Origin of the sequence: Rivularia sp. UHCC 0363, assembly GCF_034931125.1 — a bacterium.
Taxonomy (GTDB): domain Bacteria; phylum Cyanobacteriota; class Cyanobacteriia; order Cyanobacteriales; family Nostocaceae; genus Rivularia.
This window is the reverse complement of record NZ_JAYGHM010000068.1, coordinates 1-25855: the sequence shown is the minus strand read 5'-3', so window position 1 is coordinate 25855 and position 25855 is coordinate 1. Positions and strand designations below refer to the sequence as shown.

The following is a 25855-nucleotide window of genomic DNA, read 5'->3' as shown; positions in this document are numbered from 1 at the left end:
ATTAAAAATTTTTGATTTTTTCAGCTAAGTTTTTGTATTCTGCTCCTAAAGAAGATTCCCGATAAATATCCAAACCGATGGCTCGTGGTTTTGCTTGTTCTAATTTTGTCAGTAATTGCTCAAAAGCACGCTCGCATAAAGAAGCAGCTTTACGTTCTGTAATCGGTTGAGACTGCACATCTTTGTCTGTAATAGTCACTAATAACAACCGTTTATCCATACCTTCATGGGGACGCGATCGCATTATTTGGTCGTAAGCTTAAGATGTGAAATAATTTATTCTTTGGAAGTCCCTAACATATTACGCAATCGCGACTAATTAGATAGTTTTTGCCACCGTCAAACCAATTTCCTGTCCGTAAGATAGTTCGAGAGTGTGACCATCTGGATCGTGTAAAAATGCCCAATAACCGATTGGATATCCAGAGTTTTTTGGTTCTTCAATCAGTACACCTGACTGACTAGCCTGCTCACAAAGTGCATCCATCTCTTCGCGACTTTTACAACCAATTCCTAGATGTGCTAACGGAGACAACACAGGATGTACGGAATCTGTCTGAATTAAAACAATTACAAAAGGTCGAGTATTGTCAGTGAGCCAAACTACGGCAACACCTGTTTCTGCATCAATGCGCCGATGAACAACCTGCATTCCTGCGTAGGTCGAATAGAATTCGATACTCCGCTCTACATTTGAAACAGGAAGCGCGATATGAGTAAGTCCAATATCAATCATTGTCAGTTGCAGAAGATGCTAATTAATAATCTTCTTTCTAAAATTATAAATAGTTTCAACCAGTGATCTTTATAACTAACAATTCGTAACAATTATTTAGCACAGTCATAACTTATATGTTGACTATACTACAAATCAGCTTCATTTTGTTCCAACAGAATCCTTTTTTCTAATCTAAATATCGTTTTTTGTAAAATCTATACTTCATTTTTCTTCACTATCAATACTTTTTTTCTCTTTTTTCGTACTATAACAGCCTTTGTACAACTATTTAATTGTTAACTTATATGTGACTAATGATAGTGAATTCTCTCAGTGGAACTTGCTAAGGATTTAAAAATAGCAAAAACTCCATTTGAGAAGATTTTGGTTTATGCAAAATACAATATTTGGTATGAGGCAATAACTGACTTAGCTAAATTACGTTTAACTGAACCTAATAACTTTATTTTCAAAAAAACTTGGATTGATTTTTTCACAAAAATAATCTGGATTTATAAAACATTTCTCAAGAACCAATTGTTGGAAGCATAAATTTGAAGTCAACAAATCATTAAAGCCAATTGCCTACTAAAATAAATGCACCCCAATGATAGGGACGATTGTAATCTCTATGTGTAGATTCTTTTAAAAAGGCAATTTGAGTATTTCTTAAAGCTTCCGCTTTTGTAATTTGTTTACGATTAAGTTCTTGGTAAAACTTCACCATAAATTCGGCTGTAGAAGCATCATTAATTTGCCACAAACTAGCGAGAGTAGTCCTGGCACCGGCTCGAATCGCTACTCCTGCTAATCCCAAAGCCGCTCTTTTATCACCAGTTGCAGTTTCACAAGCACTCAGGATTAATAATTCAATTGGTTTAGTAGTTCTTTGATAATTTAAATGCAGTAATTTATCTAAATCTTTGACATTAATGCGTTCGTTCCAGTCAAGAATATAGGTTTGTTCGGGATTAGAACTAAATTTACCATGAGTTGCTAAATGAACGATATTAAAAGGTGTTTTATTAATCTTGGCTTGAAGATTTTTCTTAATAAATTCTTGGTTTTCCAGCGTCTGATTCTGTTGAGTATTCGCTTTAATTCCTTCTAGTTCAACTGCGACATTATCAATCGCGCTTAATCTTTCTTTTTTAAAGCTGGGAGCATCAGTTGCACCAGCAATCAAAACGCTGACTGCTTCTCTCTGTAAGGGTTTGGGTTCAAGTAGCTGTAATGTGGGGGTTACACTCACAGCATATCTTTCGACTAAGTATCTTTGTCCATCATGCAAAACTGCCATTGGAAGATTCCGCAACGAACCATCAAGGACAAATATTAAAGTTTTAATCTGGCTTTGCGATCGCGTTTTTGTGGTTTCTAGTTCCGATGCAAAAGGTTTAATTAACCAATCATAAAATTGTTTCGATTCAGTTTTTAGCTGCTGTAAACTCGTACTGCGTCGTTTGAGGGACTTTTGCAGTTGCGTGACTGCTGCATCAATTTGGCTTTCCGAAATATTCATATTGGCATAATGCCGTAAATTATCCGAACCCGGTAATTTAACAATTACTTCCAAACGATTTGGTAAAATAATTGGGTAAATAACGGCTGCATGAGAATCTAACTGGTCAATATTTACCTGTTGAGGCTTAGCGCAAGCATCACCGAAAAAGTTATCTAATTCAGCTAATTGCAACGCTTCCATGACCTTACGAGCTTGAATAAGATAATCTCGATTTGGTAATGCCGATCGCACATGAGTGTCCACTGTAGGCGATCGCAACAGTAAATCAACTAATTGCCGATACACAGGTTCGACACTTTCTCGAAAGGAAAACTGCACTTCTGGATTCAATGCAACTAAATCACTGCGTAAATCACTGATATTTTTAAAAGCCCCGGTGTAATATGTAATTGCTTTTTGAGTTGAATTTTCTGCTTGCAACAATCTCCCCATCTGCCATTGCCATTGATAGCTTATATCTGGTGCATTAATTGCTTGGGCAATAACTAAAGCAGACTGAGTATTTTTTTTAGCATTATAAATATCTCCTGCTTGCTCGTACACAGCACCAAGAGTACCGAGGGTGTATGATTTCGCTCGCGGGTCTGCTAAACTTTTAGCTTGCTCAATTGCCGTTTCTAGTATCTGAATAATTTGTTTACTTGTTCCCGACATTTTCAACAAGCTTTTAGCAAAATTGATCCGAGCATAAATAGATACTCTACTTGCTGGTAATTGATTAATTGAAGTTGTGATTTCTTCAATTAGAGGTGTAGTTAATGTAAATTGCTTAGTTTCAATTATTGCCGCTAAATAATTAAGTTGTGCCTGAATTTTTGTCGTAGGTAAAGTTGCTATCTCAATGGCTTTTTGATAAAAATCTAATGCTTTTTGGCTATATTGCTCAGAGCGTTGGGCATCTTTTAATTCTTCTGCTCGTTGTGCAATTGCTAATTCTGTATTCCCTAAATTGAGCAAAACTGTACTTTCTGCTTCCGGTAAACGCAATTTTTGGGCAATGGTCAAACTCTGAGTTAAAATTTCCTCAGATTTTTCTAAATCCCCGTCAAAACGGCGAATATTACCAAGATTGAGTAAACCAGTGACTTTGAGAGGGGAGTCAGGTTGTTGGTAAAGTTGTTGTTCGACTTGCGTTAACAGTTTCTCTGCACGACGGTAAAGTCCTAAAGCTTGTAGTGCTACAGCTTGATTCATCTGGCTACCAATAATAGTAACGCGATCGCCAGATTGAATATAGAATTTATCAGCTTTTTCCCAACTTAAAACAGCAGCTTCTGTTTGTCCCTGTGCTAATTGCCAATGTCCGAAACTATTCCAGACTTGGGCATGAATGCGGTTTAACTCTTTATCGGATGGTAATTTCTCCAATAAATTTAAACTAGTGTCAATTGCTGTCTTGGCTTCTTGCCAATGTCCTAATTTTTGCTCCACCAAGGACATTAAACTTAATGTTTGAGCTTGACGAGCGATATCTCCCGAAGCTTGATAAATTTGTGCTGCTTGTTGCAAAAATTGTGCTGCTGTGGAGAATTGACCCGCATCATAATATTTTTTACCAGATTGTACTAACGTTAAAACTGGTTGCGGTTGACTTTGCTGAATTTTGTTCGGGGGATTTTGGGCAATGACAGGAAATACTACTGCTATCCCCAAGCTAAATATTAATCCGAGAATGGTAAGTAGAATTAACCGCAACAACCGTTTCATGAATCACCTCTCAACATCCGACAATCTTGGGGATGCAACCAAGTACCTTGAGGTGTCACTATAGCTGGTTTTGCTGTAAAGATCACATCACCATTGACATCTTTTACCCAACCTTGGGCTTCAATAATTGTTGGAGATGCTTTCCCCTTTTGCGGTGATGAATTATTAGTTGTTGGTATGGTTTTTGTTGGGGGTTGTGATGATATCAACCAATCTTCCCAAGTAGTATCTGCATTAAAAATTTGATATGGAGAAGCAGGTAAACCACCTTTACCAGTAATAATAAATTCGCTTGCTTGGGATGCAACGCAAAGATTTTGGTTAATTAATCCAGAAACATCGACAATATCTATTGGTAATTCTTCTATTCCTCGACTGGGGTCAGTATCAGGTGTGTTGAGATTTACCTCACCATTTAAGGAAGGGTTAGTTTGGGAAATCGCAGTGATGTCACTGGTTGGTAACTCATTGGGTTTTAATTTTGTTGGATCAGTTGTTTGTAATAAGCGCTCCACTTCTTGACGACTCAGAGGTTTTAGTCCAAATATACCAGCAGCGTTGATATTAACTTTGCCCCCGCTACCTTGAAAAGCATTTGCGGTGATGTCACTGTTTTCATTTGGGGGCGCAACAATAAAGCCTTTGGGTACATTTATGGTAATATTGCCACCATTACCATCTTGTTGTGCGGTTCCGGCTGTGGAGGAGATTTGACTGTTACGACGCAGCAGCAAGAAATCCTGAAGTTGCATTGTAATATTGCCACCATTTCCCTTTCTGGCTAGGGTGGTTATGCCTGCTTGGTTGTCCAAATCAACGGAGCGAGCGGAGACTATCAAGCTACCTGCATCACCCTTGTCGAAGGTTCCAGCAAATATTTCTCCGTTATCTCGGATGATTAACCGATCCGTTTCCACAGTTAAATTGCTTCCATCACCTATCGCACCTGGATTGACTGAGGTGAATAAACCGCTTGTGTCTCCAATTAGTTCTACTGACTCGCGAGCTGAGACCCTTAAGGTACCCGCGTCTCCCTCACCCAACGTCCCAGAGCCTATCTGTGAGCCATCTCGAACGATTAACCGTCCTGTTTCCACAGTTAAATTGCCTCCATCACCTGTCGCACCTTCTCCGGAAGAAGTAAATAAACCACTTGAGTCCCCAATCACTTCCACGGACTCGCGAGCCGAGACTATCAAGCTACCCGCATCCCCTGCACCCAATGTCCCAGCGAATATCTGTGCGCCATCCCGGACGATTAACCGCCCCGTTTCCACAGTTAAATTACCCCCATATCCTACCCCTGAATCGACTGAACTAAATAAACCACTTTGCGATTGAGCTTCTGATGAGGTTCCAATCAGCTCTACCGACTCGCGAGCCAAGACTGTCAAGTTACCCGCATTTCCTTCACCGAAAGTCGTAGCTTGTATCTGTGCGCCATCTCGGACGATTAACCGCCCTGTTTCCACAATTAAATTACCCCCATCTCCTACCCCTGAATCGACTGAAGTAAATAAACCACTGACAACCTGATAATCTGGTGTTGTTCCAATTAGTTCTATCGACTCGGTAGCCGAAACTGATAAGTTCCCCGCATCCCCCTTGCTAAATGTCCCAGAGCCTATCTGTGCGCCATCTCGGACGATTAACCGCCTTGTTTCCACAGTTAAATTACCCCCATTTCCTGTCGCCCCTTCATTAGTTGAAGTAGATAAAATACTGAGAAACTGACCATCTGCTGAGGTTCCAAACACTTCCACCAATTCGCGAGCCGAAACTGACAAGTTCCCCGCATTTCCTTCACCGAAAGTCGTAGCTTGTATTTGTGCGCCATCTCGGACGATTAACCGCCTTGTTTCCACGGTTAAATTACCCCCATTACCTGTCGCCCCTTCATTGACTGAAGTAGATAAAATACTGAGAAACTGACCATCTGCTGAGGTTCCAAACACTTGCACAGATTCGCGAGCCGAAACTGACAAGTTCCCCGCACCCCCCTTACCAAATGTCCCAGAGCCTATCTGTGCGCCATCTCGGACGATCAATTGTTCGGTTGCTACTGTTATATTGCCCCCTGCGCCTGCCGTTCCGGGATAAACTAAAGCACCTAAACCGCTAAAAGACTCTCCATCACGTGTTGTTCCTATCAGTTCTATTAACTCCGAAGCCTTGACATTCAATGTTCCTCCCGATTCCGCTCCCAGGGTGCTAGCTTCAATTTGCGAACCATCCTGTAGTGTCACTCGCCGACCTTGAACCTGGATATCACCACCACCAGCACCACTTGCATCTATTACTGCTCCACCAGAAAATCGAATGTCCCCAAAAGTTGGTACGTCTGCATATCCGAGAGCAAAACCAGTATCTATCGGGGTTAAACTAACTACACCACTTCCGGCAACACTACCTAATTCAATCCTTCCCCCTGCTGTCTTGATGGTTCCACCTTCTAGGGCTAAATTACCACCGACTAAAGCTAAGGTTTGATTAGGCTGCACGCGCAAAGCATCAATAGGTTCAACGAGTTCAGACGTGAATCTTTGACCTTGACCATTTCCCTGTACCTGAATACTTCCGAGATTATCCCCAAATTGCAAACCAAGGGGAGCAGTTACTGTTAGTAAGGGTTTATCTTGGGACGCGATCGCACTAAACTCTGTACTATCACTAAACTTAATCGCATTCGCCGTACTCCCTATAAACGAACCACCCAGATCCAAACTGGCATTTTGACCAAAAACTATCCCATTAGGATTAATCAAAAATAAATTCGCGTTTCCATTAACACCCAATGTCCCCAAAATATTCGAGAGATTATTACCTGTAACTCGACCCAAAATATTATTTATTCCCGTAGGATTTGAGAAATATACTCGCTGTCCATCTTTAATATTAAATTCGCGGAAACTGTGAAAAAGATTACTATTTCTGATTGCTCCACCATCAATTTGGTCTGCCGTAGCACCTTTTATATTTATATTGGGGGTAATCACTGAACTTTCTGCGCCTAAAGTTGTATCAGGTGTAATTTGGGCTAAGTTACTAACATGAGGAAATACGATAATAGCTAATCCTCCGGTCAATTGGAACAATCTAGCTAAAATTGACCAAAAAACAATACTATCTTCACCCCATCCACAAATCTTTTTACCACTTCTCATCAGCTTCCTTATGATATTAGATCAGAACAAATATTTATATATTCTTTGTATATTGAATTATTAAAAGCTTTTAATCATATTACTTCTCAGCAATTTTACTATTTATTATGTAAATCATTATCAAATCAGAAAAATTATTAATAGTTCGCAACATTTTATATATCAATATGGAATCATTCATAAACTTATTTTATTCTTCTCTTAGCACTCTCTACGGCTTAGTGGTTAACTATTAATTTTATTAACTCAATCACTTCACTTATTATCATCAAACATTTTATACCTATAAATAACTAAACTAGTTTCTACACTCACCAATGCCAAAGCAGAAGAAACCAAAGGTATCCACCCCCCTTTAAAAGTCAGCATACCCCAACAACTTGCATACAAAATAGCTAAAGCCACTCCTCCACTGAGTAAAATTAGACGCAGTGACTTCAAACACCTAGCAAACAAACCTCCTACTAACGACCAACCCCAAATCCAGATAATTTCAACAGGTTTTGACCAAGACCAAATCAAGGGTCGTTTATCCAAAACTGTACTGAGAATTTGACTAACCATGTGTGCTTGGATTTCTACACCCGTCATAGTTTTAACTGAATAACCGCTACTATAGGGGGTATGCCAATGATGGTCGTTAAAACTGGGGTCTGTAGTTCCAATAATAACAATCCGACTTTTAGCGATATTTGGGTCAAATTGATTGCTCAAAAGTTTTTGCAAAGTAACTTTTTCAGCAATTTGTTTAGAGGCACGATAGTTAAGTAATAGTTGATGACCGCTAGCATCAATATTGTAATAGCCACCTGTATTTTTTTCTAAAGTTTTAAATACAACTTCCCCTAATTTTAAGTAATTATCTGATGTAAAATCTACTTGAATTCCAGCTTCTTTTAAATAACTAACTGCCAACTTCCAAGCAAAAGAATATTTACTTGCACAGGGAGAGGCAGAATCTACAGCTAATGTTTGCCGACGGATTACAGCATCAAAGTCAAGTTCCACATTATTAAAACCTTGTCCCTGTTTACTCACTTCTAAAGGAGGTTTAAGACCTGGTTTTCCATAGTGACAAATCATAAAAAGATTGTGACTATTTTTGATTTTTTCAGCTAAGTTTTTGTATTCTGCTCCTAAAGGAGATTCCCGATAAATATCGAAACCGATCGCTCGCGGTTTTGCTTGTTCTAATTTTGTCAGTAATTGGGCAAAAGAACGCTCGGATAAAGAAGCAGCTTTGCGTTCTGCAATCGGTTGAGACTGGACATCTTTATCTGTGATGGTGACTAATAGCAACCGTTGATCCATACCTTCATCGAGACGCGATCGCATTAGTTGGTCATAAGCTTGTAGTTCCCATGCTTGTAAAAAGCCCAGAGTCCTGATGCCAATAACTATACTAGTAACGGCAAAACTTGCGATCGCAACTTTCCAGAATGGGAGAGCTATTTGGTGATTATTTTGCTGATTTAACTGTTTTTGGAGCCAATTTAAGTCAAAAACGGTTTTATATATGGGATTTTTAACAATTAAATTACCTCGATCCAGCTTAACTAAACCAGAAAGACGCAATTCTAAATAAGTCTGGGAATTAGCCGCAGGTACTCTACCCCGCTGCCAAACTTTTTTATACAATAACAGCAAAGATTGACTAGAACGGGAATTTCTGAGAATGCGATCGCGTATAGTCCGCAAATGCTCCGGTTCGTCTTGAGATTCCCAATTTTCAATAATACGTTTTCTAACTAAATGCTTGACAGATTGTGGTGTTTGCATTTCAGTTTCTTGGGAAATCAACCAACAAAGTTTTTGGGTTAAAAATGGTTGTCCTCCAGTCCAATCTAAAATTTCTTGCAAAACGGCTTGAGGATTGCTGACTTTTGCAACTAAACCTTGCATCAAACTCACACTTTCATGGAGTTGAAAACCTTTTAATTCAATTGCACGACCAATATTAAAGGGAGTTGCATTTTCATCTTGAATCAAATCAGCAGGTGTCGCAACACCCAATAACGCAAAAGAAAGTCTTTGATATTCGGGGTTACTTGCTCTTTTATCGTAGCAGTGACGAATCAAAGCAAAAAATTCATCCGTGGGGAAACTTAAACTCAGAACGCTATCAATTTCGTCAATAAAAATCACAATTTTCTGCTGAATTTGGGCTAGCAAAACATTTTCAATAAACCCACCCAAAAGTTGTACAGGTGATAAATCGTCCCGTTCCCGCAACCAACTACGACGGTTTACCTGAAGCTCGAATCCACTGATTAACTCTTGAATAATCCCTCCATACCATTGTGATGCGGTAATTTGTTGACTACCAATCCCGCTCAATTCAATTTCCACACAGTTAATATCTTGCGATCGCAATTTGCACATAGTCCGAATTCGCAAGCTAGATTTACCCATTTGTCGGGAATTAAGCACATCACAATATTCCCCAGCTAACAAAGCATTATAAAGCTCACGATCTGCCTCTCGGACAATATACGTAGGAGCATCAGGGGGTAGACTCCCACCGGGTTGATATTTATAGTTATCGATATCACCATTGCGGGAGTCGTCACTAATCATTGTTTATTGATCGGGGTTTGAGATATTTTTATTTATTCCCGCTTACTCAATTAATCATAATATTTGTCGGCTGTATTAGGTAGAACACCGTAACTATTCTGGGAATCTAAGTGTAAATTATCAGATTTTTACTTAAAAAAGTTACAAATTATCTCTTTACCTGAATTTACCTGAATTAAACTGAGTTTATCTGAACTCAACTAAATTCAGTAATTTTAATTAGCCAAAAATATACCTGATTTTGACTAAACAATTTAATTAAATTTTCAGAGAAGATGTTAACAAGTCGAACAAAGCGAGATTGTAAACATATCTCATTCGTCTGAACAACAAAATCACATTATTTTTGGAGAAATCAAAATGGCTAATATTCCAGGTACTCCTGGTAATGACACACTAGATGGTACTGATTCCGCAGATACAATCAATGGTCTAGCAGGCAACGATATAATCCATGCAAAAGGTGGCAACGATGAACTCAGAGGTGGTGACGGAGACGACCAAATGTATGGTGAAACTGGGAACGACTACCTAAATGGTGGTTCTGGTGCTGACCAAATGTATGGTGGAACCGGGAATGACAATTATATTGTTGATAATGTCGGTGATGTCGTTATCGAGAATGCTTCTGAGGGACTTGATACCGTAGCTACTACCGTCAGCTTTACTTTGGGAGCAAACGTCGAAAACCTGACCTTGACTAATTCTGCCGATATTAATGGTACTGGTAACGACCTGAGCAATTATATGCTGGGTAACGCTGGTAATAATTTTCTTAAAGGTGAAGGCGGAGACGATCAAATCAATGGTAGAGCCGGAAATGATAACATTTTTGGTGGCGCTGGGAATGACACGCTGTTAGGTGATGTGGGAAATGACTTACTTGATGGTGGAAACGGTAACGATGTCCTCTACGGCAACAATGATAATGACAGACTTTTTGGTAGTGGTGGCGACGACATCCTCTATGGTGGTAATGGAAACGATGTTTTAGCTGGTGGTGGGGATATTTTTCCTGCTGGTAACAATACCCTTTGGGGTGGTGCAGGTGCGGATGGCTTCAGATTCTATTTTGCTCCCACTGGTATAGACACCATCAAAGATTTTCAAAGGAGTGAAGTTGACAAAGTTGAAATTCACCCATCCTTTGGTGCGACTTCTCTCGATCAATTCAGCTATGACAGCAATACTGGTGCCTTATCCTTTAATAATACTCAGTTCGCAACTGTAGAATTTGGGAATAAGCCTGCTGATTTCTCAGTCCAAAAAGATATTGTTCTATTACCGTAAAGATGCATTTTCGATCTGATTTCTAACGCTAAATAGCTATTTAGAATAGTATTTGCACATAATTAATAACATAAAATCAAGGCTGAAATTATTGCCCAATGAAGAGTCACTATGTAATTAGTTCTGTGTGATTACTTACAAGTAATGTCGGAACAACTTTCTTTTTTAATCAAGCTTCAACAGAGGTTTACAAGGGAAAATACTTATTTTGTATCCCCTAAAAACCTCATTAAAACACATAAGAAACTCATAAGGAGTAGCAATAATCATGGCAATACGTACAGGTGACAAAAGGGATGATACCCTCGATACCAGAGAACTAGGTGAGAGCAATGACCAGCTTTATGGCAATGGTGGTAATGACAAGATGTATGCTGGTGCTGGTAATGACCTGATGTCTGGTGGTACTGGTAATGACCTGATGTATGGTGATGCTGGTAATGACAAGATGTATGGTGGTGATGACTATGACCAGATGTATGGAGGGGCAGGTGCCGACGAGATGTATGGGGACAATGGTGATGACTGGATGGATGGTGGTGATGGCGGCGATACAATTATCGGCGGAAACGGCAAAGATAGAATTTATGGTGGTAATAGTAATGACTACATCGATGGTAGAGATGATAACGATATAATCTACGGTGAAGAAGGCGCTGACTTCCTCATTGGCGACAATGGTGATGACTACATCGATGGTGGTGATGGCGGCGATACAATTATCGGTGGAAACGGCAAAGATACGCTTTATGGTCGTAATAGTGATGACTACATCGATGGTAGAGATGATAACGATATAATTTACGGCGACCAAGGTAATGATTACCTCATTGGTGGCAACGGCAATGACAAAATGTATGGTGGCGATAATAATGACTTGCTATATGGTGGTTCTGGTAATGACATCATCAAGGGTGATTTAGGCGACGATGAGATGTATGGAGAAGCGGGTACAGATACGCTTGAGGGTAGTTTTGGTAATGACTACCTCAATGGTGGAGATGGTAACGACAAGCTGTACGGCTACTGGGGTAATGACACCATCGACGGTGGCAATGGCAATGACTACCTCGAAGGTAGTGATGGTAATGACACATTACTTGGCTCTTTTAATGATGACATCCTTGTAGGTGGTAATGGTAACGATAAGCTGTATGGCGAACCGGGCAAAGATACGCTTACTGGTGGTGCTGGAGCGGATATATTCGGTTTTTACTCACCTCCTTCAGTTGGCGAAGGTATTGATGTAATCAAGGATTTTAGTATCGTGGAGAGCGATAAGATTGAAATCACCAAGAGTAGTTTTGGAGCATCCTCAGTATATCAGTTTAGTTACGACCCAAATACAGGTGGGTTGTACTTTGAGAGGACTCTGTTTGCAACTATCGAGAATAAGCCGACTGAATTCTCCAGAGACACTGATATTGTTTTGGTATAAGGATGCATTGAGTTTGATGTGATTTTTCACGATAAATACTTGCAGAATGGGGCAGAAGGATAAAACTTCTTTCTTCTGCCTTTTCTTAAGGAAAGCAAGTAAAGCTAACTGGTTTATAAAGAGACTTAATACGAAAATCGAGTAGCTAATAGCTGTATAAATGCAAAAACCAAACGTTTAATTCTAATAGTAAGTTTCTTTTAAATAGAACCAATGCTACTGCTTGGAAGCTCACGTTAATTTTAGTATTAGGAAGAAAATATGAAAGCTACCTTACGACAAATTTTAAAATTAAAGAAAGAGTACAACCACTTACCATTTTTTGATTTTTTACGAGATGAGAGCTTATCCGCTCGTCAGCGTCTAGAATTTTATCCTTGCATGGCTCCTTTTATTATGAGCTTTGGCGACCTAAATCGTTACGTCATGCGCTTAGAGCCAACCTCGGATGCTTATCAAGCGATGGTAAACGAACATTCCTATGAAGATGACCATCATTGGCAATGGTATTTGGAAGACTTTATCAAATTGGGCTTTGATCGCAATCAAATTTCCTCGACTGAATATTTACATTTTCTCTATAGCGATCGCACTGTTGTAAATCGTCTGCTGTCACACAAGCTGGCTCATTTGATTTATAGTTCTTCGAGTATTGTACGTTTAGCTATTATCGAAGCGATTGAAGAAACGGGTAATGTATTGTTTGAACTGATTGGAAAATTAGCGGTACAAATTGAAGCAGAAACTGGTCTGGAATTACGCTATTGTGGGGAGTTCCATTTCAGTAAGGAATCTGGTCATGCTATGACTTGCGACCATGCCATGATAGCGCAGATTGAAATGGATGAAGAAACACGTATCGAAGCTATTGAAAAAGTCAATTTGGTGTTTGTTTGGTTTAGGGAATGGACGGAAGAATTACTAACTTATGCCAAACAAAACTCGAATTATTCTGATGAGGTACTTATTCCGAATTTACACAAGAAAATGACTTTAGTTTAACTTGTAATCTAGTAAGGTGGATGGATTAATGAATGATTCGTTGAATATTTTAGAAATTAATCATCAAATTATTAATTCAGATGAATTAATCCCCTTGTTAACAAGTTATCAAATGTTGCCGCAACTGTTACGGGAGATGATTATTGATAAGTCAATTTCTCAATGGGAAGATTCTACAAATATACCGATTAATTTTACCCATGAAGAAATTAATCGCGTTCAAGCACAATTTTTCAAACAGCAGCAAATTACCAATGCTGCTCAAGAAACAGCGTGGTTGGAACGTCATGGGATGACGAAGACACAATTAACATCTCTAACTACTCGTAAACTGAGAATTGAGAAATTTCAGCAAGCAACTTGGGGGCATAAATTAGAATCTTATTTTCTGCAACGTAAAAAAGATTTGGATCGAGTTGTTTATTCGATGCTTCGCACTCAAGATGCAGGTATTATCCAAGAACTATATTTTCGCATTCAAGCTGACGAACATAGCTTTGCTCAACTGGCTAAAACCTACTCAATTGGTCCAGAAGCTCATACAAATGGTATTGTTGGTGCCGTGGAAATGGGGACATTACACCGAAGTCTGGCAAAACAATTACAGGTAAGTCAACCGGGACAACTTTGGCAACCGACAAGATTTGGGGAATATTTCGTAATTATTCGTTTGGAAAAATTACTTCCCGCTCAGTTAGATGTTTTTATGCGTCAACGGTTATTAAGAGAGTTATTTGAAGTTTGGTTACAAGATAAAATTCAACAGTTACCTGCTTCAGAACGCGCTTGGTTAGTATCAAAGCATACGGTAGAACAAATTGATCGCAAAACTGTTGCTTAGAAATAACATAAGTTTTCAGAAGTTTGTAGTTGGGCTTCAGCACATCCGAATTACGTAATTAAAATGCGCTGAAGCGCTACTACGAACCTTAATCTAAAATCCATTGACGCGCAAGCGTCTTCTCGTAGAGTAATTCAAAATCTAAAATTCAAAATGACATCTACATATATCGATAATAAAGAATTTTTAGCTGATGTATTTCCCTTTAATCGTTTATCGGAAGAGATGTTAGTAAAGTTACGTGAGAAAATGCAATTTACGCGCTATCGCATGGGTCAGACAATCGTCACCAAAGCGGTAATGCCAACCCAAATTAACATTATTTATCAGGGACAAGCTCGTTTGATCGGTTACGATCTATTTACAGAGAAACCTATTACTTTAAAATTACTACAACCAGGGGAAATTCTTGGTTGGGTTTCCCAGATACGGGAGGTTGCTTGTGAAACTGCGATCGCATCTACGGAGGTGGTATGTCTCAATTTACCGATGACGGATTTTCTCAACTTGTTAAAGCGGGAATATGATTTTGCAGAGGTTTTGCGTACCACACCTGCACTGGTTGAAGTTTACGATTTGTTAACGGCAGAATTTCGCGATCGCGCTCATGCCAGTATTGATGTAGCAAAATTAGCACAGTCTGCTATCAAGGAAGCTGTCATAATTTCTTCTTCTAGGAAAACTCAGCAGTTAGATTCGCAGTTTTTATGGTTGGTTAGCAGCAGTTCAAATCCAGATTTTCCTGTAGGTAGTCGCTTTGAATGCGTCTCAATAAAACCCAATATGCGTCTGCTGGGTTTACCGAAATATTTGCTCCCAGAATTACTATCTCCTCCACCCACGGAAATTGTCGCGGATTTTGTTGATGTCCCCTACGCAGCAGATATTACGATTCCACCAGCGAAGCAATTTCAAAATCAAAAGTTTCCCTATATTCGAGCAAAAGGTATTCAAGAATCCATACTTGCTTGTTTGCAAATGTTGAGCTTGTATTTTCATCTGCCTTTTCGCAGAGATATGCTACAGCGAATTTTGGTTAAACAAATCGAACAAACTGGTACTGTTTCACTACAATTTTGTGGTGCAGTAGCAGAATTGATGGGTTTGACGACTCAAATCGTTAAGGTACCAGTCACAACCCTGGGAAAATTACCATTACCTGCAATGATTGCTTGGCAAGATACTTTTGCGGTTGTTTACAAATATAATAACCAAGAATTACTCATTGCTATCCCCGAATTAGGACTGGTACGTCGCAAAGTTAAGGATTTTGCTAAAACTTGGCAACAGGGAGAAGTGCTGCTGCTGCAACCAAGTAAAAATTCCCCCAAATCCAGGTTTAGTCTGCGTTGGTTTATACCGGAATTACGACGCTACCGCAAAGTTCTCATTGAAGTGCTAATTGCTTCAATGGTGGTACAAGTATTTGGGCTGGTCAATCCCCTGGCAACACAGGTAATTATTGATAAAGTCATTGTTAATAACAGTCCGGACAGCTTGGAAGTTTTTGGTATCTTTTTAATCGTAGTGGCAATTGCGGAAGCAGTATTAACAGCCATTCGGACTCAATTATTTGTTGATACTACCAATCGCATCGATTTATCTTTAGGTTCAGAAGTTATCAATCATTTGTTACGTCTACCTTTATCTTACTTTGAACGTCGTCCGGTGGGGGAATTAGCGACAAGGGTAGGGGAATTAGAAAATATTCGCAAGTTTCTCACAGGTACAGCTTTAACTGTGGTGATGGATGCCGTATTTTCGGTCATCTACATCTTAGTAATGGTGATTTACAGTTGGGTATTAACCCTAGTTGCATTGGCAACAGTACCCTTATTTGTTGTCATCAACTTATTAGTATCGCCTTTAATTCGACGACAACTGCAAGAAAAAGCCGAACGCAACGCAGAAACGCACTCCTACTTAGTTGAAGTTATGGGAGGAATGCAAACTATTAAAGCCCAAAATTTGGAAACGCGATCGCGCTGGCAATGGCAAGAACGTTATGCACGTTATATTAGTGCTGGCTTCAAAACTATTTCTACCCAAACAACAGCCAGTTCCGTGAGTGGTTTTTTCAACAAGCTTTCTAATTTAATGGTGCTGTGGGTAGGTGCGTATCTGGTTTTGCAACAACAGCTAACTTTGGGACAACTGATTGCTTTTCGTATTTTAGCTGGTTACGTCACCAGTCCCCTATTACGTTTAGTCCAAACCTGGCAGAATTTTCAAGAAACAGCACTGTCATTACAACGTCTGAGTGACATTCTCGACACACCCCAAGAAACGGAAGCTGACACCCACAATATTCTTATGCCGACGATAGTTGGTAATATCAAATACACAAATATTGACTTTAGTTTCCGAGAAAATGGTGCATTACAATTGTGCAATCTTAACCTTGATATTCCTGCTGGTTCGTTTGTGGGTATTGTCGGTCAAAGTGGTTCTGGTAAAAGCACTTTGTTAAAATTATTACCCCGACTTTACGAACCAAAATCTGGGAAAATTTTAATTGATGGCTACGACATCAGCAAAGTTGAACTTTATTCCCTGCGTCGTCAAATCGGAGTAGTGCAGCAAGATACATTATTATTCAACGGTACCGTGCGGGAAAACATTGCGATCGCATCTCCTGATGCTAGTGACGAAGATATAATTGCGGCTGCTAAAGTTGCCTACGCTCACGACTTTCTCATGGATCTACCCAACGGCTACAATACCCAAGTTGGTGAGCGAGGTAGTGGACTTTCCGGGGGACAAAGACAAAGAATTGCGATCGCTCGTACTGTCCTCCAAAATCCGCAATTACTGGTTCTCGATGAAGCAACTAGTGCCTTAGATTACAATGCCGAAGCTCAAGTTTGCCGCAATCTGGCTGAGGCTTGCCAGTGTAAAACAGTATTTTTTATTACTCATAGACTGAGTACAATCAACAAGGCAGATATGATTTTAATGATGGATTCTGGTTCGATTGTAGAACAAGGAACTCATTCAGAATTGATGGCAATGAAGGGTTATTATTATTGCCTTTATCGACAACAAGAAGCCCAGATGTAAAAAGCAAATTAAAATCCATAAATTTAAGTTAAAAAAATCAACAAACTAGAAATTATGACTACCACATATAACTTTGACCAACCAGTTCTTTTACAACAAACTTCGATTTGGTCGCGAACAATTGCTTGGGGAATTGTGAGTATTAGCGCTTTTGTTGTGATTTGGGCAAGTATATTCCAAATAGATGAAGCAATTCCCGCAACTGGAAAACTAGAACCACAAGGGAAAGTTACCGATATTCAAGCTCCCCTTGGTGGTGTGATTCAAAAAATTCATGTTAAGGAAGGACAACTAGTTAAAAAAGGACAAATTCTGATCGGTTTAGAAGAAACTACAACCAAAGTAGAAATTAATTCACTACAAGAAAATCGTGTGGCTTTAGTCCAAGAAAATGAATTTTATCGTAGTAAACTGACAGAAACAAATTTAACTCAACAAATGCAAACGCAATCAGTTAAATTAAAAATTCCTCCAGAAATAGCTGCATTAACTCAAAACAGAGGGCAATTTATCGCCGAAAACCAACTGTATCGTACTCAGTTGCGAGGTTCTACTATTGGAATTCAACTCACATCAGAACAACAATTACGTTTGCGATCACGTCAGTCGGAATTAAGTTCGCAATTATTAGGAATGCAATTCGAGATTCAACAAACTCAACAACAATTACTTCAGAATGAAGCACAAATAGTTAATGCAAAAGCTGGACTAAAAATCAATCAAAAGATTCTCAATGATTTGCAATACTTAAGTAGAGAAGGTGCTTATCCGCGATTACAAACTTTGAAACAAGAACAAGATGTTCGTGGGAAAGAAGCCGAAGTTGTAAAATTTATGAAAGAGCAGCAACGCTTGCAGTTGGTAATTGCTCAAACAAAAGAACAAATGATTAAAATTGCCGCTCAATCTCAAGAGGATATTTTATCCCGAATTACATCTAATGAGAAGAATATTGCGGAGATTAATAGTCAACTGACAAAAATAGTTGTGGAAAATCAAAAAAAAATCCATGAAATTGACAGTCAATTAAGTCAAGCTGAAACTAAATTGAAATACCAGAGAATAACTGCTCCTATAGACGGAACTGTATTTGAATTAAAACCGAATAACGCCGGGTTTGTTGTTAATTCCAGCGAACCAATTCTCAAAATAGTTCCTAACGGCATTTTATTTGCCAAAATTTATATTACGAACAAAGATATCGGCTTTGTCAAAGATAACTATAAACAATCTGAATGTCTTGAATTAAATATCAATAAAAAGCAATCAAACAATCATCAATGCCCAGAAGTTGATGTCCGAATTGATTCCTACCCGTTCCAAGAATATGGTGATATTAAAGGTAAATTAGTCTCAATCGGTTCTGATGCTTTACCTCCAGACCAAATCAATCCTTACTGGCGTTTTTCAGCCAAAGTAAGTTTAGATAAGCAAGCAATGCTATTACGTCAAGGTGGGGAACTACCTTTACAATCGGGTATGTCAATTAATGCGAATATAAAACTCCGAAAGCGGACAATTCTGAGTCTTTTTACTGATTTTTTGGTTAAGAAATCTGAGAGTTTAAAATTCTTGCGATAAATCAAAAAAACTAATCATTATGAAACACCATATAATTGCAAACAGCTTACTTTTTTTAACTTTGACTGCTTGCAACTTAGATAAGATTAAAGATTCTAATGTACAGCGTTTAACAGCCGAAAAAAACGTCAAAGAACTCATTGATAATTACATTAGACAACCTCCTACTTTTGGCACAGATCAAGCTGCTGAAGCATTGGGAAACTTAGGAGATAAGCAAGCAGTTGATCCCTTAATCACCGTGCTGAATACCCCGGTAAATCCCTCAGCATCCTCTCCCGAAACGAAAACTCATGTAGCTGCTGCGATCGCATTAGGAAAACTAAAAGATACCCGTGCAATCAAACCTTTAGTCGCTAATGTTAAACACCCAAATATTGCGATACCTTCGGTGAGCTTCGCTTAACGCAACTGCGGCTAAAACCGGATTAAAAGACATTGCTATTAACAATCCCAAGATTATCGAACAGTTGCTACTGGATTTCAAAAAAGATGATGCGAATGCTGTGACTGCTTTGGGTGCGATCGGGAAACCAGCGTTAGAACCGATGCTAGTTGCTCTCAAGGAACCTGATGCCACAACAAGAATAAATGCTGCCAGTGTTTTGTATGATATTGGTGACTCCAAAGCGATCGAGCCATTGACTAAAAATTTAACTGATTTACCATCTAGCCCAATGGTTGGTTTAGCATTAGAAAAACTCAATTGGAAACCAATATCGCCAGATGATAAAGTACATTTATTAATAGCTCTAAGAAAAGGTGAGGAATTACGTCACAACTGGCAAATCACGAAAACTGTTCTACTCAAAGATTTAGCATCAAGCGACCCAATAAAAACAGATTATGCACTATATTCATTTATTGGTATTGGTGGCAAAGATACAACAGAAACCTTAGTGAAAGCGCTAAAGGAACAAGGTAATAAGAACTTAGCTTTAGCCTATCTCAATTGTGGGAAATCAACACTGGAAAAAGCTGCTCATGATTGGGCAAAAAGTAGAGGATATAAAGTAATTAAAACTACCCAGAAAGACCAATATCCAGTCAAATGGGTTTCATTTTAAAACTCTTTTAAACGCATCCGAAAGTATTGACGATATAGATGGCAGCGAATTTCTGCTAAATTGCCAGAAAGTTTCACTAAACCCATACTTTGTAACTGATAAGCTACAATCGGTTCTAATAGGATTGGACTGTTAGAATCAACAATTTGATGGACTGCAATAGCTAATTCGTGATGCTGTTGTAAATTTAGCCAGTGTTCGCGTAAATGATGAGCGTAAATACCAGTTTCTGTTGTTGCTTCTATTAATATCTGCTCAATCCTAATATTTGAATGATTTTTAATATGGGAGAAAGCCATTTCTAATAAATAAGGATGTCCCCCGACCAATTTAATCAGAGAGTCAATTGCAGTCACATCTAAATTCAGTTGATGTTGCTGGGCAAAATCTTGTACTTGTTCGTAGGTAAATTCTGATAATTCTAAAGGTAATCCAACATTAAACGGTGATTGATTAATATTGAGTCGAATATAAACATCGGTAGAATGTATTAGTACCAATCGCAACTTTTTCCAAACTTGTCTGCTTCTAGCTTTTTCATACCAAGAACGTAATAGTCCGAAAAAATCTTCATAAATTTCTGGGTATGGAAAAAGTAAATCAACATTATCTAAACATAAAACAAGAGAACTATCGACAGCAACTAATAAATATTGTTCAAAATAAGTAGTGCAACTTACTTTTGCTCCCATGCCTTCTTCATCCCAATATTCATCTAAATTGCTAGGTAAACTCAATTCTCGACTAATATTGCTACAAAACCATCTTAAAAATTTATTGAGTTGGCTAAAATGGGTATTTCTATCTGCTAATTCAAAACTTAAAATAACATTGCGATAATCTTTTTTTGCTAATTGATTAATAACCTGAATTATTAATGATGTTTTTCCCATTAAACTAGGAGCTTTAATCCTAATTAGAGAACCAGGTTGTAAAAGAGTTTCATAACAAATTATTTCTAGTTCAGGTCTTCTGACGTAAATCTCAGGCTTGAAATTTTCAGAATAAGGGCTTTGACTCAATAAATCCGTTTTAATTTTAGTATCTAAATTATTATTGACTTTGACATAAGAAGGATTAGTATCAGCATCATATATAGATTTTTCCCATTGACGTTTAAGTGCTTCTTTGAAGTTACTTTTTTTAACTTTTTCCTCTAGAGAATCACCGAGTATTTTCCAAAGTTTGGGCGCAACATCCTGGCTGAGATAAGTAGTTGCATACTGATTTTGAGCAGCTATCTCATCATACTCTTGTCGCTGCCATGCGCCTTTGATAATAATAATTTCAATATCTGTTAAATTTCTATTGAATTTACTATTGACTGCTTTATTTGCAACTTTTATCGCTTCATCTAAGTTAAAATTTGTCATTATAATTTCGATTTTTATTATTTTAAATCATAGTTATTTAGTGCTTTTATGCTATACTACCAGCCAAATCGCTTAAAAATATAAACAAATGTATAAAAATATTACTGTATTTCTTGTTCTTATTTACACTTGAAGAAGATCTAGTGTTTGCTGTAAATATAGTAATAATATTTTGGGTGCATTTTCAGCCATGAACAATAAAAGAGGCATTAAAATTTTAACAGAGCTTTTTGTGTTTAAACTAATTCCATAATCACCGCAATTTACAACATAATTAAACCCAACCTTATCCTTACCGTTACAGCTTCGTAGCGACGGGAATATCGGGATTTTCTAGTTTGAAAACTGCAACATCAGTAGTAGGGTCGCGTCCTATAAGCGAAACTGGCTCTTTAGTAACATTTGCCAGAGTCACGGTAATGTCTTCGTAACGTTTGAGGGATTCATCGGAAGTCACAATGATACCATTGCGCCAGTGAATACCGCTGGGAGTAAAGCGTCTGTTAGCATTGACTGAAACGATCGCTTTACCTGCTTGTGCGACAATTTCGGCGATGTTGTTTGATAAAGCTTGTAGCGCTTCGGTGGACATAAAAATAAAGAATAGCAACGATGTTTGTATTGTGCCGTTTTGTTCTCGCATACAACATCGGATATTTGGGGAGAATTGAACCTAGAAGAATGGGGAGGTATTGCAAAATCTGTTTCTTAAATAAACTCCAGTTCATCTATGAAAACAAACTTGCGTTTAGTTGGTGAGAACCCTTAGAAACTTCCATAATCGATTTTAAAGATGATTTTGAAAAAGTTCGAGAACCTGTAGCCAAGCATCAGCAGCAGCTTCTTGATTTAAATCTGGACTTTTAGCGAAAAATGGGTATTTATCAACAAAAAATCCGCCAAAAAAGCCGTGTATTGCATCGTATCGAAATACACGATGGTTAATTTGATGTTTCTGTAATTCTGCTTCGATTTTTTGGTTTTCTTCTTGGGAAACAAATATATCTTTCGTAGCAAAAAAAGTATAAATACTACCTTTTATATCCTTCGTCCGATTCAGTGTTGGTATCTCTTCTCCATAGCTAGAAGAGGTGATTCCACCACCATAAAATGATGCAGTCGCTTTAATATCGGGTAACGTTGCAGCCATATAAGCAATATGACCACCAAAACAGAAACCAATACAGCCAATGGAATCAGGTTTTACATTAGGTAAAGTTTTGAGGTAAGCAATGGTAGCTTGAATATCGCTGAATATTTCCCAATATTTTACTTGTTGGTAATATTCTAAACCAAGTTTGTAAGCTTCTGGACTATAACCGATATCTGGTTCGCTAAACCCAAATTCAAAACCGGGAGCAATACGTTGATACATTGCAGGTGCGATCACAATATATCCCTGTTGGGCAATTAATTCGGTAATCTCCCGAATATTCTCGTTAACTCCGAAGATTTCTTGAAAAACAATAACTGCACCAAATGCTCCTTTACTAGTTGGTTGCGCTAGGTAAGCATCGATTTGTAAATTATTATTAGGTATTTTGATATATGTCGTATTAATTTCGATATTTTTCACTTGTATTTTCCCAATTCTATACGCTCATAGTTTAGAAAATTTGTTATTGGGAACTCTAGAAAAAAGTTGCGCTGTTTTATTAAATTATTGCGATCGCTCTTTTAGGAATTGTTTTGGTGTCACACCCACAATTCGTTTAAAATACTGAGTCAAATGACTTTGATCGCAAAAACCTACCCTGACAGCAATATCAGTAATACTCAGTTTGCTATGCTGCAATAAATACTTGGCTTGATGAATTCGACACTGCAAAATATATTGATGAGGGGTTATTCCCAAACTTTGCTTGAATAAACGTAGAAAATGATAAGGACTTATTTGTACAATCGCAGCAAGTTCGCTTAATTTTAAATCTCGATCCAAATATTCGTTAATATATTCTTTGATCTGTTGTAATTTAATACCTGATAATCCATCTTGATCACTATAATTTTTGGGTTTTGTAATGCAATATTTCCGTAATAAGTGAATTGATAATGTTGTTTTCAAGCTATCAATAAGTAAATTACCACCGATTTGATTTGACTTTAATTCATCTCTCAATGTGAAAAAAATTCCCTGTATCAGTGCATCTTGCTCGGACATAAATTGAGGAATTAATTGAATGCGATCGCTATCTATAAAATCTTCACCGATTTGTTTTAGTAGTGTAGGTTCAATGGCTAAAATTGTAAACTCAGATTCTGTATTCCAATTACAGCGATGGGAAATACCAGCAGGGATAATTGCAATATCTCCAAGATTCCGTCTTTCTCTTGTACAAACTCCATCTAACCACCGCTCTCCCCATGAGTTACCAGCATAACCATAAGCGATAGTGTGCCATGTATGTTGATGTTCGTCTACTTCAAAGGCTGGTTGTTGATGGTGTTCAAAATGGATATTGCTCCAGTAACCAAAACTAGAAAGGGTAGGAAGATTAGGTACAAACCCATTTGATGCATTTTCTTGATTGTAATCCAGTAGTTTGACATTTTGCTCCGACATTTTTATCTAACTCCCAAAATTTAAACGTTGTGAAAGTATGGTTATTTAATTTACTCTATAAGCCTTTGGTGTTATCCCTGTAGATTGACGAAACTGTTTACTCAAAAAGCAATTTCCAAAATTGAGTGTTTGCTTTGTTTCACTATCCGTTGCTGGAGCAAGTATCGATAGGGGGCTTTACCCAGCGACTGCTTGAACAAATGACTAAAATGAAATACTCATAATTTATTTAGCTAGCACTTGACATTCTTAGGCAAATTATTTAACCTAGTAGTTAATTAACTGAATAGTTAAATACAAAATGTCTTCCGATCGATTAAGCCTCATCTTTTCAGCCCTTGCTGACCCCACGCGACGTGCTATCCTCGCCCGTCTCGCTAAAGGTGAAGCATCAGTTACAGAACTAGCTCAACCTTTTGAGATGAGTCTTCCGGCAATTTCCAAGCATCTCAAAGTGCTGGAACGGGCCCAATTGATCGTGCGAGGTCGAGAAGCAACTTGGCGACCTTGCTATCTGAATACGGAACCACTTAAAGGTGTTGATGACTGGCTTTACCAATATCGTCAACTCTGGGAGGAGAGGCTCGATCGCTTGGATGATTACCTTAACGAATTACAAGCTAAGGAGAAAAATGATGAGCAAAAATGATTCGACAGATACTCAATGCGATCGCGAAATTGTCATCACCCGCATTTTCAACGCACCCCGCAAACTGGTATTTGAGGTGTGGACTCAGCCGGAACACGTAGTGCAGTGGTGGGGACCAAAAGGTTTTACAACTCGTGTAACTGAGACAGATTTGCGTCCCGGTGGGAAATCGAGCTACGTTATGATTGCCCCAGATGGTAAAGAATATCCAGCCAAAGGAGTATTCCGGGAAATTGTGCCTTTTGAAAGGATTGTTACTAGCGATGAGTTTGATGAGGGCTTTGAAAAAGTCATGAATACCGATCTACCCAGGGGAATGGTGATGACAGTTATTTTCGAGGATTTAGCTGGCAAGACGAAACTTACTCTGCGGATTATGCATGAATCTATCGAAGAACGCCGTAAGCATGAAGAAATGGGAGTTGTCGCAGGATGGAACTCAAGCTTTGACTGTATGGATGAGTATTTAGCGCAACTGTAAAAGTTTTAAAACATTGCTGGCTGAGATATCTATGAGCGAAACCAGTATTTTCGATCAACTAAAAAAATGGAGAAACGTCATGACTACAAGCGATAATTCAACATTAAAGTTAACATTACCCTCAGAACGAGAAATTTTGGTGACACGAGTTTTCGATGCACCCCAAGCCCTTATCTTTGAAGCATGGACAACACCAAACCATGTGAAGCGCTGGTTCGGTTGTGGAAGCATGACGATGATTGTCTGTGAAATCGATCTACGGGTGGGTGGTAATTGGCGTTATGTTCTACACGATTCTACGAATAATACTGACTTTGGATTAGCCGGGAAATACCACGAGATCGTACCATCAGAACGGTTAGTTTCCACTGAGCAATACGATGAAATTTCCGACAGCGAACATATTGTAACGCTAACTTTGACAGAGCAGGAAGGAAAAACGACGTTGCAAATACACACTCTATACCCATCGGTTGAGCATCGAGATCGGGAGATTCAAGCAGGAATGGATACAGGCTTAAGTAAAACTCTTGATCGCCTTGAAGAACTTCTGAATCAAAACGCCGTAAGCACGAGTAAACAAGTGTAATTACAGAGTGAAACTTCAATTTTGACTATCTTGAGGTGTTTTTGAAGGTTTAACTACGTGGACAATTTAATTCAACGGATATACAATACATTTGTTCTACTATTCAGAGGTAAAAGTTATGGCAGTTCAACCGATTCCTGAAGGTTATCGTACTGTTACACCTTACCTGATTGTACAAGGAGCAGAAACCCTAATTGAGTTTCTCAAGCGGGGATTTGCAGCCCAGGAAG

21 protein-coding genes are annotated in these 25855 nt (G+C 38.5%); 12 read left to right on the top strand and 9 right to left on the bottom strand.

Features of this window, described 5'->3' with window-relative positions; genetic code table 11:
- Position 1: 1 nt before the first annotated feature.
- Both VB797_RS28065 and VB797_RS28060 read right to left on the bottom strand, forming a co-directional pair.
- On the bottom strand, positions 2–244 hold the full coding sequence (locus tag VB797_RS28065) for a CHASE2 domain-containing protein (RefSeq protein ID WP_323241058.1): 243 nt from the start codon (positions 242–244) through the stop codon (positions 2–4).
- Positions 245–319: 75 nt separating this feature from the next.
- Entirely contained in the window at positions 320–736 is a 417-nt protein-coding gene (locus tag VB797_RS28060) for a VOC family protein (protein ID WP_323241057.1), read from the bottom strand.
- A 315-nt stretch (positions 737–1051) separates the two neighbouring features.
- Here VB797_RS28060 and VB797_RS28055 point away from each other — a divergent pair, with 315 nt between their 5' ends.
- Positions 1052–1270 (top strand): DUF928 domain-containing protein, encoded by a 219-nt coding sequence (locus VB797_RS28055; RefSeq protein WP_323241056.1) that lies wholly within the window; start codon positions 1052–1054, stop codon positions 1268–1270.
- A 19-nt stretch (positions 1271–1289) separates the two neighbouring features.
- On the opposite strand, the gene VB797_RS28050 is transcribed toward VB797_RS28055, so the two are convergent.
- The 3 genes from VB797_RS28050 to VB797_RS28040 all read right to left on the bottom strand — a co-directional run bounded on the left by VB797_RS28050 (position 1290) and on the right by VB797_RS28040 (position 9691).
- Complete coding sequence (locus VB797_RS28050) at positions 1290–3950, bottom strand: CHAT domain-containing protein (protein WP_323241055.1); 2661 nt, start codon at positions 3948–3950, stop codon at positions 1290–1292.
- Positions 3947–7114: an S-layer family protein gene (locus tag VB797_RS28045; RefSeq protein WP_323241054.1), complete on the bottom strand. Its 3168-nt coding sequence runs from the start codon at positions 7112–7114 to the stop codon at positions 3947–3949. The genes VB797_RS28050 and VB797_RS28045 overlap by 4 nt, the downstream gene beginning before the upstream one ends.
- Before the next feature lie 255 nt (positions 7115–7369).
- Entirely contained in the window at positions 7370–9691 is a 2322-nt protein-coding gene (locus VB797_RS28040) for a CHASE2 domain-containing protein (RefSeq protein ID WP_323241053.1), read from the bottom strand.
- 360 nt (positions 9692–10051) lie between these two features.
- On the opposite strand from VB797_RS28040, the gene VB797_RS28035 reads away from it, so the two are divergent.
- The 8 genes from VB797_RS28035 (at position 10052) to VB797_RS28000 (ending at position 19970) form a co-directional block, all read left to right on the top strand.
- On the top strand, positions 10052–10981 hold the full coding sequence (locus VB797_RS28035) for a calcium-binding protein (protein WP_323241052.1): 930 nt from the start codon (positions 10052–10054) through the stop codon (positions 10979–10981).
- Between the two features lie 268 nt (positions 10982–11249).
- Positions 11250–12419: a calcium-binding protein gene (locus VB797_RS28030; RefSeq protein ID WP_323241051.1), complete on the top strand. Its 1170-nt coding sequence runs from the start codon at positions 11250–11252 to the stop codon at positions 12417–12419.
- A 261-nt stretch (positions 12420–12680) separates the two neighbouring features.
- Positions 12681–13421 carry a hypothetical protein gene (locus VB797_RS28025; protein WP_323241050.1) on the top strand — a complete coding sequence of 247 codons (741 nt, stop codon included), beginning with the start codon at positions 12681–12683 and terminating at the stop codon, positions 13419–13421.
- 28 nt (positions 13422–13449) lie between these two features.
- Positions 13450–14262 carry a peptidylprolyl isomerase gene (locus VB797_RS28020; RefSeq protein WP_323241049.1) on the top strand — a complete coding sequence of 271 codons (813 nt, stop codon included), beginning with the start codon at positions 13450–13452 and terminating at the stop codon, positions 14260–14262.
- A 153-nt stretch (positions 14263–14415) separates the two neighbouring features.
- Positions 14416–17322, top strand: coding sequence for a peptidase domain-containing ABC transporter (locus tag VB797_RS28015; protein WP_323241048.1), 2907 nt, complete (start codon positions 14416–14418; stop codon positions 17320–17322).
- A gap of 54 nt (positions 17323–17376) precedes the next feature.
- The gene (locus VB797_RS28010) at positions 17377–18903 is read left to right on the top strand and encodes an HlyD family efflux transporter periplasmic adaptor subunit (RefSeq protein WP_323241047.1); all 1527 of its coding nucleotides are present in this window, start codon (positions 17377–17379) and stop codon (positions 18901–18903) included.
- Positions 18904–18922: 19 nt separating this feature from the next.
- Positions 18923–19309: a HEAT repeat domain-containing protein gene (locus VB797_RS28005; RefSeq protein WP_323241046.1), complete on the top strand. Its 387-nt coding sequence runs from the start codon at positions 18923–18925 to the stop codon at positions 19307–19309.
- A gap of 64 nt (positions 19310–19373) precedes the next feature.
- Positions 19374–19970, top strand: a complete 597-nt coding sequence (locus VB797_RS28000) for a HEAT repeat domain-containing protein (protein WP_323241045.1) — start codon at positions 19374–19376, stop codon at positions 19968–19970.
- On the opposite strand, the gene VB797_RS27995 is transcribed toward VB797_RS28000, so the two are convergent.
- The 4 genes from VB797_RS27995 to VB797_RS27980 form a co-directional block, all read right to left on the bottom strand.
- Positions 19967–21343, bottom strand: a complete 1377-nt coding sequence (locus VB797_RS27995) for an AAA-like domain-containing protein (RefSeq protein WP_323241044.1) — start codon at positions 21341–21343, stop codon at positions 19967–19969. The genes VB797_RS28000 and VB797_RS27995 overlap by 4 nt on opposite strands.
- A gap of 298 nt (positions 21344–21641) precedes the next feature.
- Positions 21642–21986 carry a hypothetical protein gene (locus VB797_RS27990; protein ID WP_323241043.1) on the bottom strand — a complete coding sequence of 115 codons (345 nt, stop codon included), beginning with the start codon at positions 21984–21986 and terminating at the stop codon, positions 21642–21644.
- 144 nt (positions 21987–22130) lie between these two features.
- Positions 22131–22934, bottom strand: a complete 804-nt coding sequence (locus VB797_RS27985) for a dienelactone hydrolase family protein (protein WP_323241074.1) — start codon at positions 22932–22934, stop codon at positions 22131–22133.
- A 69-nt stretch (positions 22935–23003) separates the two neighbouring features.
- Positions 23004–23906 carry an AraC family transcriptional regulator gene (locus tag VB797_RS27980; protein ID WP_323241042.1) on the bottom strand — a complete coding sequence of 301 codons (903 nt, stop codon included), beginning with the start codon at positions 23904–23906 and terminating at the stop codon, positions 23004–23006.
- A 301-nt stretch (positions 23907–24207) separates the two neighbouring features.
- Here VB797_RS27980 and VB797_RS27975 point away from each other — a divergent pair, with 301 nt between their 5' ends.
- From VB797_RS27975 to VB797_RS27965, 3 genes are read left to right on the top strand one after another with little or no spacing between them, the layout of a single operon-like run.
- Positions 24208–24555, top strand: coding sequence for a metalloregulator ArsR/SmtB family transcription factor (locus VB797_RS27975; protein ID WP_323241041.1), 348 nt, complete (start codon positions 24208–24210; stop codon positions 24553–24555).
- Positions 24539–25036: an SRPBCC domain-containing protein gene (locus VB797_RS27970; protein WP_323241040.1), complete on the top strand. Its 498-nt coding sequence runs from the start codon at positions 24539–24541 to the stop codon at positions 25034–25036. The genes VB797_RS27975 and VB797_RS27970 overlap by 17 nt, the downstream gene beginning before the upstream one ends.
- Before the next feature lie 31 nt (positions 25037–25067).
- Positions 25068–25625, top strand: a complete 558-nt coding sequence (locus tag VB797_RS27965) for an SRPBCC family protein (protein WP_323241039.1) — start codon at positions 25068–25070, stop codon at positions 25623–25625.
- The last annotated feature ends 230 nt before the right edge of the window (positions 25626–25855 follow it).